The organism is Phyllobacterium sp. 1468, assembly GCF_031455525.1.
In the GTDB taxonomy this organism is placed as follows: domain Bacteria; phylum Pseudomonadota; class Alphaproteobacteria; order Rhizobiales; family Rhizobiaceae; genus Phyllobacterium.
On sequence record NZ_JAVDSX010000010.1, the window covers coordinates 109940 to 122914 of the forward strand.

General features: G+C 56.6%; 15 protein-coding genes and 2 pseudogenes. 6 read left to right on the top strand and 11 right to left on the bottom strand.

Translation table 11 applies throughout. The features are described 5' to 3' along the window. The first annotated feature begins 3 nt into the window (after positions 1 to 3). The 3 genes from J2X72_RS21835 to J2X72_RS21850 all read left to right on the top strand — a co-directional run bounded on the left by J2X72_RS21835 (position 4) and on the right by J2X72_RS21850 (position 3288). Positions 4 to 795: an alpha/beta hydrolase gene (locus tag J2X72_RS21835; RefSeq protein WP_310075419.1), complete on the top strand. Its 792-nt coding sequence runs from the start codon at positions 4 to 6 to the stop codon at positions 793 to 795. Between the two features lie 197 nt (positions 796 to 992). Next, on the top strand, positions 993 to 2597 hold the full coding sequence (locus J2X72_RS21840; protein ID WP_310075421.1) for a GMC family oxidoreductase N-terminal domain-containing protein: 1605 nt from the start codon (positions 993 to 995) through the stop codon (positions 2595 to 2597). Between the two features lie 439 nt (positions 2598 to 3036). Further along, on the top strand, positions 3037 to 3288 hold the full coding sequence (locus J2X72_RS21850; RefSeq protein WP_310075521.1) for a hypothetical protein: 252 nt from the start codon (positions 3037 to 3039) through the stop codon (positions 3286 to 3288). A 38-nt stretch (positions 3289 to 3326) separates the two neighbouring features. Here the strand turns inward: J2X72_RS21850 and J2X72_RS21855 are convergent, their stop codons facing one another. The 6 genes and pseudogenes from J2X72_RS21855 to J2X72_RS25110 form a co-directional block, all read right to left on the bottom strand. Next, entirely contained in the window at positions 3327 to 4070 is a 744-nt protein-coding gene (locus J2X72_RS21855) for an SDR family oxidoreductase (protein WP_310075423.1), read from the bottom strand. Between the two features lie 81 nt (positions 4071 to 4151). Then, the gene (locus J2X72_RS21860) at positions 4152 to 4370 is read right to left on the bottom strand and encodes a helix-turn-helix transcriptional regulator (RefSeq protein WP_310075517.1); all 219 of its coding nucleotides are present in this window, start codon (positions 4368 to 4370) and stop codon (positions 4152 to 4154) included. Position 4371: 1 nt separating this feature from the next. Further along, positions 4372 to 4836 (bottom strand): cupin domain-containing protein, encoded by a 465-nt coding sequence (locus J2X72_RS21865; protein ID WP_310075426.1) that lies wholly within the window; start codon positions 4834 to 4836, stop codon positions 4372 to 4374. 62 nt (positions 4837 to 4898) lie between these two features. Further along, a pseudogene (locus J2X72_RS21870) lies at positions 4899 to 5123 on the bottom strand (cupin domain-containing protein); the annotation flags it as partial. Positions 5124 to 5304: 181 nt separating this feature from the next. Beyond that, the gene (locus tag J2X72_RS21875; protein ID WP_310075428.1) at positions 5305 to 5553 is read right to left on the bottom strand and encodes a hypothetical protein; all 249 of its coding nucleotides are present in this window, start codon (positions 5551 to 5553) and stop codon (positions 5305 to 5307) included. Continuing rightward, positions 5550 to 5684, bottom strand: coding sequence for a LysR family transcriptional regulator (locus J2X72_RS25110; RefSeq protein WP_405044757.1), 135 nt, complete (start codon positions 5682 to 5684; stop codon positions 5550 to 5552). Before J2X72_RS25110 ends, J2X72_RS21875 begins: the two co-directional genes overlap by 4 nt. Before the next feature lie 186 nt (positions 5685 to 5870). Between J2X72_RS25110 and J2X72_RS21880 the strand changes: the two genes are divergently transcribed. Beyond that, the gene (locus tag J2X72_RS21880; protein ID WP_310075431.1) at positions 5871 to 6215 is read left to right on the top strand and encodes an AraC family ligand binding domain-containing protein; all 345 of its coding nucleotides are present in this window, start codon (positions 5871 to 5873) and stop codon (positions 6213 to 6215) included. Positions 6216 to 6541: 326 nt separating this feature from the next. Further along, positions 6542 to 6709 (top strand): annotated as a pseudogene (locus J2X72_RS25115) (ISL3 family transposase); the annotation flags it as partial. A 41-nt stretch (positions 6710 to 6750) separates the two neighbouring features. Here the strand turns inward: J2X72_RS25115 and J2X72_RS21885 are convergent. From J2X72_RS21885 to J2X72_RS21905, 5 genes are all read right to left on the bottom strand, one after another. After that, on the bottom strand, positions 6751 to 7896 hold the full coding sequence (locus tag J2X72_RS21885; RefSeq protein ID WP_310075518.1) for an NAD(P)-dependent oxidoreductase: 1146 nt from the start codon (positions 7894 to 7896) through the stop codon (positions 6751 to 6753). A gap of 281 nt (positions 7897 to 8177) precedes the next feature. Next, entirely contained in the window at positions 8178 to 8954 is a 777-nt protein-coding gene (locus tag J2X72_RS21890; protein WP_310075433.1) for an ABC transporter permease, read from the bottom strand. After that, entirely contained in the window at positions 8938 to 9768 is an 831-nt protein-coding gene (locus J2X72_RS21895; RefSeq protein ID WP_210005398.1) for an ABC transporter ATP-binding protein, read from the bottom strand. The genes J2X72_RS21890 and J2X72_RS21895 overlap by 17 nt, the downstream gene beginning before the upstream one ends. Positions 9769 to 9778: 10 nt before the next feature. Beyond that, complete coding sequence (locus J2X72_RS21900; protein WP_310075436.1) at positions 9779 to 10780, bottom strand: ABC transporter substrate-binding protein; 1002 nt, start codon at positions 10778 to 10780, stop codon at positions 9779 to 9781. Between the two features lie 47 nt (positions 10781 to 10827). Next, positions 10828 to 11910: a 4-oxalomesaconate tautomerase gene (locus J2X72_RS21905; protein ID WP_310075438.1), complete on the bottom strand. Its 1083-nt coding sequence runs from the start codon at positions 11908 to 11910 to the stop codon at positions 10828 to 10830. A gap of 109 nt (positions 11911 to 12019) precedes the next feature. Between J2X72_RS21905 and J2X72_RS21910 the strand changes: the two genes are divergently transcribed. After that, positions 12020 to 12919, top strand: coding sequence for a LysR family transcriptional regulator (locus J2X72_RS21910; RefSeq protein WP_100002253.1), 900 nt, complete (start codon positions 12020 to 12022; stop codon positions 12917 to 12919). Positions 12920 to 12975: the final 56 nt, after the last annotated feature.

Genomic DNA, 12975 nt, shown 5'->3' on the forward strand with positions numbered 1-12975 from the left:
GTTATGACACGCAAGACCACGACCACCGTTGCCGCCATTGCAGTTGCTGCAGCACTGTCTGCCGCATTACCGACGAGCGCCGCTGATATCATTCCCCAGAACCAGTCGGTCAGAAACGTCGTACTCGTTCATGGCGCTTTCGCAGACGGCTCAGGCTGGAAGGGTGTTTACGACATTCTCACGAAGCGCGGCTATCGCGTCACCATTGTCCAAAATCCTCTCACCTCTCTTGCCGACGACGTTGGTGCCACCAAGCGTGCGCTGGAGCGGCAGGACGGCCCGGTCATTCTGGTCGGGCATTCCTGGGGCGGCACAATCATCACGGAAGCCGGCGTCGACGCGAAGGTCGCAGGGCTTGTTTATGTCTCCGCTCTCTCCCCCGATGCAGGCGAGACGACGGCTCAGCAATACCAGGGATTTGCACCCGCATCCGAATTCGTCATCGAGACCACGAAGGATGGTTTTGGTTATCTCAACCCGGAAAAGTTCAAGGCTGGTTTCGCTCACGATGTAAGTGATGCCGATGTTGCGTTCATGAGGGACGCGCAGGTGCCGATCAACATGTCGGCCTTCGGCACGAAACTTGAAAACGCTGCCTGGCGCACCAAGCCGAGCTGGGCAGTCATCGCTACGGAAGACAAGGCATTCGATCAGGCAATGCTGATCCACATGGCAGAGCGCATCAAGGCGAAGGTCACCAAAGTATCGGCAAGCCATGCCCTGTTCATGACGCAGCCGAAGGTCGTCGCAGACACGATCGATGAGGCCGCGAAGGCCGTATCGGCGAAGAAGTAGTGGCAGACCCAGCGCGGTCATCGGGACAATCCCCACTGTCCCGATGACGGAACCGCTCCGTCGATCCAGGTGGAGTAGGAGAGAAGCGACCCATAAAGCACCGACTAATCGCTGCATCAGATCAGCCGCGCGCCTTCGTTTCAAGACCCTGCGGCACTCCCTTAGTTTTCGTTAAATCCATTCATGGAGGTAATTACTTGATCCCGGATACTCGTGACCAAACCGCACCAGAAAGTTCACTCAACCCGCGAGGTGAAATTGGTGATGTTTTTGACTTCATCGTCTGCGGCTCTGGCTCCAGCGGCTCAGTTGTTGCTGCGCGACTGGCGGAAGATGGCAATGCAAGCGTCCTCCTGCTTGAGGCCGGGGGCGACGATGCGGCCGAAACTGTTTCAAACCCTGCGCAGTGGCCACTTAATCTTGGCACTAGCCGGGATTGGGGATTTGTCGGCGAACCGGCGTCCGGCCTGAATGGGCGATGTCTTCCTCTCAGCATGGGCAAGGGGCTTGGCGGTGGTTCGAGCATCAACGTCTTGGTATGGGCCAGAGGGCACAAGGGCGATTGGGATCACTTTGCCGCTGAGGCCGGTGACGATGCGTGGGGGTACCAGTCTATCCTCGGCTACTATCGCCGTATCGAAAATTGGCAGGGAGCACCGGACCCTGTACGCCGAGGAGTCGGAGGGCCGGCCTACGTTGCGCAGCCACAGGCTCCCCAGCCAGTTGCAGAGGCTATGTTGCGTGCGGCAACCACGATCGGCATTCCTGTCTATGACAGCCCAAACGGTGCAATGATGGAGGGTCCGGGCGGCGCCTCGCTTGCTGAGCTGCGGATTCAAGATGGAAAGCGTGAATCCGTGTTCGGATCCTACGTCCGTCCGCTCCTGTCGCAGCCAAACCTGACAGTGCTAACAGATGCATTGGTCACACGCCTCGTCTTCAATGGCAAGCGCGCGACGGGGGTCGAGGTCCTTGTCGATGGCCAGATGCGCCAGTTCACGGCGCGTTGCGAAACGGTATTATCGCTTGGCGCAATCAACACGCCAAAAGTGTTGATGCAGTCGGGTGTCGGCCCGGAAGATGAGCTGAAAGCCCATGGCATTCCTGTGGTTCAACACCTCCCTGGCGTTGGTGGTAATCACCAGGATCATATCGCCTTCGGCTGCACATGGGCATATCGAAAACCGGAAGCCGTAGGCGGGACCGGCTGCGAAGCAAAACTCTACTGGAAGAGCGACGCACGGCTTCCCCAACCGGATATTCTTCAGTGCCAATTGGAGTTTGCGGTACCTTCGCCAATAGAAACAGGTCTTCAAACGCCGGAGCACGGCTGGACCATGTTCAACGGTCTCGCCCAGCCAAAAAGCCGCGGCCGGTTGCGGCTCTCTGGACCTGACGTAAACGATGCCATGCTGATCGAACCGAATCCTCTCAGTGAACCGGAAGACATGGCTGCGGCCTTGGCCGCGGTGGAATTATGTCGCGAGCTCGGAAATAGCAATGCCTTCACGCCCTTGGTAACAGGCGAGACAGCTCCGAGCGCACGCGATAGGTCAGGGATGATCGATTTTATCAGGCGGTCTGCGGTCACCTATTGGCATCAGACGAGCACAGCCAAGATGGGACGCGACAGCATGTCGGTGGTCGATAATGAACTCAAGGTCTACGGTATAGATGGCCTTCGCATAGCCGACTCGTCGATTATGCCGCGGATCACCACAGGCAATACGATGGCGCCTTGCGTTGTTATCGGAGAGCGGGCGGCCGATCTGATTCGGACGTCTCACAGCCATATGGTTTGAGCAGGCCTTTTCTGTCTAAGAGGAATTTTCAAAAAGTCCGGCGGCGCTTGCATAGGCGCCGCCGTTGTTTAGCGGCCAGCGTCCCATAGGATGCCCAAACCTATATGCATGACAAAGGACATTGTCATGGATATTCAGCGCACTGAGCTATTTCCGAAATCCGCAGGGTGCGGGTTCGTATCCGGTTAAGGCCCGAGATCGCGACCGTGCAAGAATGATCTTGGCAGTTGCGCTGCTTTCATGTCGTGCATTGTCTTTGCTAGATCTCTCGACGGAGGCAATCCGAATAGTCGCGCATATTCCCGCCTGAACTGGTTCGGGCTTTCGTATCCCACGCCGTACGCGATCGAAGTCGCGGAACCCTGACCGTGCAGAAGGCGGACGCGTTTCTGATACTGCAGAGGGCTGAGTGCCGTGACCGCGATGCGTTTTCTCCCGCATGCTGGACGATGACTGTGGAGAACATGCAACCTCCCGGCTTGTCCGGTTGAACGTCACCGTCAGCTATATCGTAGAGGAAGAGGCTCAGGGCTTCGTGAGCCGGGAGGTTGGATCGCAGGCTTTCCAAGCGGCGGCTGTTCTCACGGGCAGTGCTGAAGTCAAGCGCCTGACGGAAGAAAGCATGGGAAAGCTGCATTCTGGCACTACCCTCAAGGACCTGACTTTCCTCCCCATTCACCGGGACCCGTAATTACCCTTAGGAATGGGTAGTTGCGGGTGAGATCAACTTTAGCCAGCCTTGGCCAGCGCAACCGCGTCAGGTCCGGCAGGGAAGCGGAGCTGGCCACTCGTATCATGCACCGCCGCCCAGATTGCCTCTGCAACATCCGTTTCTTTCGTTGTCAGCGTAGGCTTTGCAAAAGCCTCGAAAATTGGCCTTGCGAAATCGGCATAGGCAGCAGGGATCAGGTCTTCGATCCGAACCGAGGTGTTTTGCGCGAAGCGTGTCGTCGGCGCGTAGCCAGGTTCAACGAGCTTTGCACGGACATTAAAGAAAGCAAGTTCATGCGCCAGCGAGCCGGTGAAGCCCTCTATGGCCTGCTTGCTTGCCATGTAGGCCGCCGCCAGGGGCATTGATGCCAACGTGACGCTGGACGTCACATTGATAATGGTGCCAGAACGACGCTCACGCATTTGCGGAATGACCGCCTGAACCATGGCCATTACGCCCAATGTGTTCGTCTCGAACACTTTGCGGACATGTGACATCGGGGTTGCTTCAAATGCCCCGACGACGCCCACGCCCGCATTGTTGACGAGAACGTCGATGGGGCCGGCGGCCTGGATAGCGGCGGCGATGCTCTCATCGCTGGTGACGTCCAGCGGCAGTATCCGCAGCCTCTCCGAGCGCGGCAGAACGTCCGGGTCTGGTGTGCGCATGGTGGCGATGACGTTCCAGCCATTGGCGAGGAAGTAGCGTGCTGTCTCAAGGCCATAACCAGAGGACGTGCCGGTAATCAGGATCGTGTTCATAAGGATCTCCATCCGTTTGCAATGGCCCTTGATAAGCAACATGCATAAGACAGCATATAATCATACGTCCTGCATTATTGCTCAACCGTCCAAAGTCGCTGGCTGGACACTCGCATTTCGGGCAAACTTCCCAGGAGAGCATCCAAGACGCTTTCGAAACGCGGTACTGAACGCGCTGGCGGATTCGTAGCCGATTTCGTCAGCGATCCCGTCGAGTGTCTTCGTGCCGCGCATCAAGGCGTCTTTTGCCAGCGCCATTCGCCATCGCGCGAGATATTCTATCGGACCGCAGCCAAGCACTTCACCAAAGCGAGCGGCAAAAGCCGAGCGGGAAAGGCCAGCGACTTTTCGCCAGGTCAGCGACCGTCCAATGAGATCGAACGTCCGAGTGCATCGCCCGAAGAACGCGAGCCAAGACCGGATCGAGCATGCCATTGAGGAGCCCGGCCCGCGCTTCGTCGTCGGCGAAGCCGCGCCAGCGAATCGCTTCGATGAGAAGCACTTCGAGCAAACGCTGCAAAACCATTTCTTTACCTGGTTCATCGCTGTCGCATTCCTCCACGATTTGTTGGATAACGCGGCTGAGTTTTCCTGCGCGGCCTTCCGACGCCGGAATGTGGATGATACCCGGCAGAAGAGACAGAAGCAGCGGTGCATTGACCTGTTCGATGCGGAAGGTGCCGCCCAGCGACACAAAGTCTGCATCGCCATCCAGATCGCCGTGACGAATAGCTGCCTCCATCGGATCACGTAATTCGCCGGACATCCCCGGATGACTCTCAACGTAAAGGCAGGGGTCGACGGCAAGAGGACAAAGTCAGCTTTTTGAAGCTTGAGGGGGTCGCGGCCATCGAATGTAAGCCAGCACTCGCCTTTCAAAACGATCGTGAATCCAGGAGCATCGTGCGCCGCATAACGCACAGCCCATCGTCCCCGACCGGCGATGGGTTTGGAGATAGCGGTGCTCGGTCGAAGCAGTGCGATGATATCGCTGAAGGGATCCACTCTGGACGCTCCATAACAAATTGACTGGCAGCGGTATAAATTGTCCACGTTTTGTTGTCCATGAAGGGACTTAGGACCGACTACGCAAACTAAGGTGGCTAACCATTAACACGACAAAAGACATCGGCGTTCATTGGCGATCGTCTGCCGTTTCACCGCAGTCTCGCACCCGACGCGCGACGGCTAAAAAACTGTTTGAGAGCTGATGACAGCGGTCTCGCTCAGATTCTTATTCGACCTGCGAGAGGAACTCGATGAGCGCCACGAGGACTGGCGCCACATGACGGTTTCTGAGAAAGTTTAGTGCCATCCCCAAAGCTTGGGCACAGTCTTCGAAAACCGCAATGAGCTGACCAGCCGCGAGGTAGTCCAGGATCGTCGCCTCGGTGATATAAGCAAGCCCGGCTCCGTCAAGCGTTGCGGCGATCAACAGGACCGGGTCGTTAGAAGACAGTGGTCCCTCGAGCGAGGGTCTCATAGCCTTCTCGCCTGAAACGAAAATCGCAGGCAACAGCGCAGTAGCTTCGCCCCAAACCGGTCTTCTAGCGTACGCAACATTTGGCTCACCGCGGACGGCGATATCGCCAGGTTATCTGCGGTGCGGCGCAAACTGCGCGCCTATGCACGGAGGAAGCGCGGTTCCTCACCGGTCAGACGATCCTCAGCGATGGAGGCTTTGCCATTCCAGGGCTGCATTCACGAATTACGCTAATTCACGCGCCAGAAAAGAACCTTGTCGTCATCTAGCCGTTCACCAGTTTCGACCGTACCTTTAATCGACAGCGGAAACGCATCATGACCGTTTATAAGTTCGCTTCAACAGACGCCACATTCGAACGTTCTCCAGGGCAGACTGGCGATATCTTCGCTGGCAACGTCCTCGACCAGCGACACGGCGGCCCCGTGACGATTGGCTTTGGGCGTTATGGACCGAACCAGATCCTCGACGCGACAATCGAAGTGCACGACACGATGGTGATCGTCGAGGGGCGCATTTCGGTTACATGCAGCGGTCAAACAGTGGACGCAGGGCCGGGTGAAGTTATCGCTATGCAGAAGGGCGACCAGGTGAGGATCCGATCCCATGAAGAAGGGGCGTCGACGGCATACGTGACGTATCCGCATTGGCAGGAGCCATGACGCTCTCGTCAGTTCAAAGCGTCGGATGGATATCCCCTAAGTTCGCTGGTCGACCCGACATTCCGGCCGACCACGGCTCGTACTTGCGCAATCGAAACATGAATGGGTGCAGATCGGCGAAGCGGTAGAGCGTTGCTAAGGCCCTCCAATGGGCAGAATGCACGATATATTTCGCTATATAGGGCCACTACTTGTGGTGGCTGGATTGAAAAACCGAGCAACCGACCACCTGATGGTGAATGTTGTCGACGTGAAGCGTTTAGCTCGTTGGTATGCGCATTTGTCAGGACGCAGCGGCGGGGACTCCAGACGAATTGTCAAACTGCCATCCGATTTCGCCGGTGATTGCCGCAGCGCTTTGCATCAAGCCGCGAGGCCTGCTGACAGACCGGCAGGCAAGGAAGGTCGATGCCCTGAAGCAGGGATCTGACGCTTTTGCCGAGATGCGACGCTTGGCGATGCGCTTCCAGGGCAACCTCCTTAGCGAAGCGTCGGAATGCTGGACCGCTCGTACTATTGCATTCTGGAGGAATAGTCAGCCGCCGGCCGGTGTGGAAACTTTACCAAGCGTGGGAAGCAATCCTTTGGCTCGAAGAAGGGAATGCCGCTCCACATCAATGCATTCGAGGAGAGCAAGATTCTGATCGATTATGCCGGACCGCTTGTCGTGCTCGGACGCAGCTTCTAGTACATCGAGTAGGCGCAAAAGCGACTCACTGACCTCACGCAACTCACCGACGAGGTCTTCATAAGTAGCAAATTCCGAATTAGTCTCTGAGCGCCGAGCGTCGTACCCCTCCGGCAGTTCGCCTTTAAGGTTGGAGACGGTGCTAGTGCGTATGGCATCCATAATCTGGTCGACCGCAAGCTTCGAACCAGCTACTCGGGTCGGATGGTCGGTGTCGGCAGCTGCATGTGGCAGAAGCGCCAGTTTGCCGGCATGCTTGGGCAGCAGTGACAGATAAGGGACGAGCGGACCGGTGGGCCCATCGACGCCTGCGAAAATATCCGCGTCGATCGCAGCATGGCGGATCTTTCCTGACGAGAGCGCCTCTTCCAAGGCCTTAATGTTCACGAGTTCGCCACGATCGTAGTTGATCAAGACTGCATTGTCGTTCAGCGCCGACATCACGCTCTGATCGACAAGGTCGGCGTTGTCGAACTTGTTCTTGGAACCGTCATAACGACCCAACCCTAAATGCACCGACATCACATCTGCGCCGCTTGCAGCAACGGCCGGGCTCTCGGCATAGCCGTACCCTTTTTGCAAGATGCTCTCTTTATGTTTGGCTCGAGCACAAATCACAACCTGCATGCCGAACGCCTTGGCAAGCCGTGCCACTTCTCGCCCGATATTGCCGTAACCAAGAATGGCAAATCGTTTGCCATCAACCTTTTCCGTCGGGTAATCGATAAGGTTTTTTCCCGTGTCAAAAAGGCCATCGACGACTTTCTGATGGAGGATTTCGACAGGCAGGTCAGGCGCTACCCTTAACAAGGCCTTGAACACCATTTGCGCAGTTGGGCGGGCATTGATGCCTGGCGTGTTCATTAACGGCGCCTTGCCCTGTTCGCCGTTAGGCCCACCCCAACTGGTGGAACCCATGTTGCCCGTGCCGGTGCCGATGCGAACACCCCCTAAAGCGAACCTCGCCTCTGGAGGGATATCCGCGTCACTCATACGCAGGAATTGCTTCAGGTCATCGGCTCGCGGCAGACTTCGATCAATTTCGTCGCAGCCTTGCTGCGATGTCTTTCCTTGTGAACGAGTAATCGAAACTCCCGTCTGGGCCGGCAGAAATCGACCTCGAACAGCTGCTTTGTCGCAATGTGAGGCCGAGATCGGCAATTACCCTAGGAGTGAGCAGACTTACAGCATGGGAGAAAAAAGAATTCCGAAATCCCGGATGATGGCCGCTTCTTGTGGCGGCCACCTCTTAAAGCTCTGATATTTGATTCCAACTAAGCCGCCCGTTGCTCCGAGGCATTGGGCCGCCATTTGATGAGGTGATTTTCTACCACATCCAGTATTCGGTCGATCACCAGAACGAACACTGCCAGGATGATGATACCGGCGAAGACGCCGACTGCATCGAAATTGCCTTCTGCCTGTGCAATCAGGTAGCCAAGCCCGGCTGATGCACCAAGGTACTCGCCGATAATTGCGCCGACGACTGCGAATCCGACCGACGTTCTTAAGGAAGACAGGATCCAACTTGCCGCTGCCGGGAAATAGACGTGGCGCAAGAGCTCTGAACGCGTCGCACCAAGAATACGCGCATTTGCCAGAACCACCGGATTGACTTCGCGCACACCCTGCATGGCATTGAAGAATGTGATGAAGAACACAAGCGTCACAGCAAGCGCAACTTTCGACCATAGGCCAAGACCGAGCCATAGCACGAAGATCGGAGCAAGTACGACGCGCGGGATGGCGTTCAAGCCTTTGATAAAGGGGTCAAGAATGCGAGCGGCACTACGGCTAAGACCAAGCCAGACGCCAGCAGCGACACCTAGACCCGTTCCGATCACGTAACCCAGAACGGTTTCCGTCAGTGTGATCGTCACATGACGATAGAAATTGGGATCAATGACCCAACTGATGATCTGGTTGAAGATGTCCATAGGCGCAGGGAAAAAGAAAACATCAATGACACCGGTCCACACACCGAGCTGCCAGCCGCCAAGGATGACAACAAGCAAACCCAGTTGGATAAATCGTTCAGTCGCGACGCTCATAGCTCTTCTCCACTTCGCCGCGCAGCGACGCCCAGATATTGCGGTACAGATCCATGAAGCGCGGATCCAGTTTGATTTCGGCGACGTCGCGGGGACGCTCAAGATCGACGGGGAAGCTGTTGATAACCCGGCTGCGCGGTCCGGCAGCCAACACCGCCACCCGGTCGCCGAGGGCAATCGCTTCCTCCAGATCATGCGTGATCATGACCACGGCCCTGCGTTCTTCCTGCCACAAGCGCAAAAGCTCGTTCTGCATCAGATGGCGAGTATGGATATCGAGCGCCGAAAACGGTTCATCCATCAAAATGACCTTTGGACCGCTGATCAATGCCTGGGCCATCTGGACACGCTTTCGCTGACCGCCGGAAAGTTGATGGGGATATCGCTGGTCAAATCCCTTGAGACCCACCTTGGCGAGCCACGCCATAGATCGCTCGAGACGTTCCGACGTGCCTACGCCCCGAAACAGCAGGCCAAGTTCGACATTCTCGATGGCCGTTTTCCACGGCAACAGCGCATCCTGTTGGAACAGGTAACCGATATCATTCTGAATACCAGAGACACGATTGCCATCGATCGAAACGCTGCCGCTGGCTGGTTTGAGCAACCCTGCAATTGCGTTCAGTATCGTACTCTTGCCGCATCCCGTCGGCCCGACAATGGCAAGGAATTCTCCGTCCGCCACCGTCAGATTGACGTCCTCTACTGCAACAAAAGTTCCGAAGGACATTGTCACGGAGTCGATGGCAACCATCGCCTTCTTTTGTTGCGGGGCGGTTTCCTCCGCCATCGGTTTTACCACTGCCAGGGCCATGGCTTCCTCCTCAGTTCGTGCTTTTGCGCGGCGCTTTGTCGACGAACGCGTTGGTGTATGTTTTCTTCAGATCGATTTCCGTTGCGGCAACCTTGTCGTTGAAGCTCCTCAGAACAGCGAGCGGGGTTTGAACCTCGGCTTCGCTGAAGCGCCCATCCACGGAGAAGATCGGCTTGGCATTCGCGACAGCCTTCACGTAAGTCTCGCGATCACCGGAAATGAAGGCTTCGGGCAGTTTTTGAACAATCTCCTCGGGTGAGCTGCTGTTCATCCATTCCAGTGCCTCAACTGTCGCGTTGACGACCTTCTGGATCGTTTCCGGATGCTCATCAATATAGGCTTGCGTGGCATAGAGAACGGAGGTCGGATAAATGCCGCCGTAAATCTCCTTTGCGCCTTCATCGCTGCGCGCATCAATCAGGATCTTGCCGACGCCCTTGGCTTCGATGAATGTGGCGGCGGGATCATAGTTGACAAGCAGATCAACTTTTCCCTGTTCGAGGGCGGCGACCGCCGCCGAACCGGAGCCGACGCCGATCAGCGAAACATCGTCCGCCGAAAGCTTGTGGCGCTGCAAATAATAGCGAACGAAGAAATCCGATGAGGAGCCCGGGGCAGTAATGCCGATTTTCGCGCCCTTGATGGTCTCAGGCTTTGCCGGATCAAATGTCGAGTTCTTGCCGCCCGCAAGTACAAGACCGGAATTGCGCGCCAGCAACACGATACCGACGACGTCCTTCCTTTGTGCCTGCATCTGGATCGTATGATCGTAGAAGCCGACGGCGATGTCTGTGGAGCCTGCCACAAGAGCCTGCAAGGTCTTGGATCCGCCCGAGGCGAAATTCTCGACGGTGACTTCGAGCCCTTCCTTTTCATAGAGACCAAGGCCCGATGCTACGGGGAACGGCAAATTGTTCAGATTGTAAGAGCCGACGCTGATTCTGACGGGATCCGCAAAGGCCGATCCGGCGAATACAACAGTAGCCGCGAGCGAGAGCATAAGTTTACGCATGGTATTTCCTCCCTGATGTGCGGCGCCCTCCCGGCCACCGCTTTCAATTATGCCGCGCAAACCATTTGCGCGATAGGTTTTGCAAAGACCTGGCCCTCGAACAGACGACGGGCTGTACGCAATATGCCTGCAACTGTCTTGCCGTCTCGGGAGTCCAACTTTACCTCCAAGCGTCCGCTTGGATGTTCGAGAACGAGAACGACCGGGGGCTTGCGTCCGCCAACCAGTCTGGATGCGACGGTGTTGTCACTGATGCAGGCCGTGGCAATACCGACGGCCCCAGTCGTGGCGAGAGAGGGATGGCACTGATGCGGCATGAAATAGCGCACATTTAGATCGCCGCCGGCTTTTGGCTTCGAGATCAGTACCGGTTTCGGGGCAACCTGTGTGGTTACGTCGCCCATACCCATACGCTGGCCCGCCTGCAGCCTCAATTTTTCCAGACGCTCTAGGAGAGCACTGTTTGCATTGAGCTCCGCCGCCGTTTCATTACCGCTTGCCCCGATGGCCGCAGCCTCAAGGATCATCATTGGCATGGCGCAATCGATACAGGTCACCTCTATGCCGTCGATCGTCTCGAGAGGCTGTCCAGTGGGGAAGAGCCTGCCAGTACGAGCGCCGGCGGCATCCATGAATGTCAAGGCGATCGGCGCGGCGTGGCCGGGAACGCCGTCAATCGAAGCATCGCCAAGGTAGGCGACCTGACCCTCCGGCGTTGGGACCTCGGCCTCGATGAGCTTGCCCGTATTTACATTGTATATCCGCACCCGCGTCACCGGTCCCGTTACCTTGACGAGGCCTGCTTCGATAGCGAAGGGACCGACAGCGGCGAGCATGTTGCCGCAATTGGGCGATGTGTCGACCATTTGCTGATCGATGCGCACCTGGGCAAAGAGATAATCGACATCCGCCCCCAATACAGTCGCCGGTCCAACAATGGCAACTTTGCTCGTGACGGGATTGCCACCGCCGATGCCGTCGATTTGTAGCGGATGACCGGAACCCATTATGGATAACAGAATCTGGTCGCGCTGGCGCGGATCTGAAGGGAGATCCGACGCCAGGAAAAACGGGCCTTTGGACGTGCCACCTCTCATCAAGACACAGGGTATACGAATGAGGTCGTTCATAATTCGCCACTTTTATTCATGCACCAGATAGATCAATCTGTCGATTTCTTGCACTTTGCGGTAAAGTGATTGATATGTGAAATGCGAAGATTCGGAGGATTGATGTGTTATGAACATCAATTGTGAGATACTTGACCTGCGAGCCTTTTTGGGTGTCGTTGAACTGGTGAGTTTTCATCGGGCTGCCGAGGCGCTTAATCTCTCTCAGCCCGCGCTCAGTCGGCGCATCCAGAAACTGGAAATGGCCATCGGCGCTCCGTTGCTGGAGCGGACGACACGGCACGTCTCGTTGACAGCTTTGGGGACGGAATTACTCCCACTCGTTCGCCGCATGTTGGAAGAATTCGACGGTTCGCTGTTTGCGGTCCGCGATGTCGGCGTCAATCGGGGCGGTCTGGTCACGATTGCCTGCCTTCCCACCGCTGCGTTTTACTTCCTGCCGACGGTCATTCGGCAGTTCAATGAAGAACATCCCAATATCCGTTTCCGTATCCTTGATTTACCAGCGACCGACGGCTTGCAGGCCGTTGCGCGGGGTGAGGTGGAGTTCGGCATCAACATCATGGGTACGTCCGATCCGGATTTGACGTTCGAGCGTCTTGTCGAAGATCCGTTCGTTCTCGCGGCGCGGAAAGATCATCCGCTTGCGGAGAAAGCGGAAGTGGGGTGGGCCGACCTGGAACCTTACCATTTGATCACGGTTCACCGGTCAAGCGCGAACCGCACACTTCTCGATGCTGCTTTGGCGAAGTCCAGCATTAAGCTTCGATGGTTCTATGAAGTAACGCACCTTTCGACGTCCCTCGGTCTTGTCGAAGCTGGGTTGGGCATATCTGTGCTGCCGCAGATGGCAACGCCCCAAGGAGAACACCCTTTTCTCATAAGCCGCCCGATACGCAATCCGGCAATTTCAAGAACAATAGGCGTGGTGAGGCGTCGCGGAGGGACCTTGTCGCCGGCTGCAGAGCGATTCCTCAATATGCTAATTGGTACCTGGTCCGAACGGTAAGTTCGAGTCTGGCAAGGTATATATGGATGGTGATGTCAGGGTTAAGTCAGTGAGGA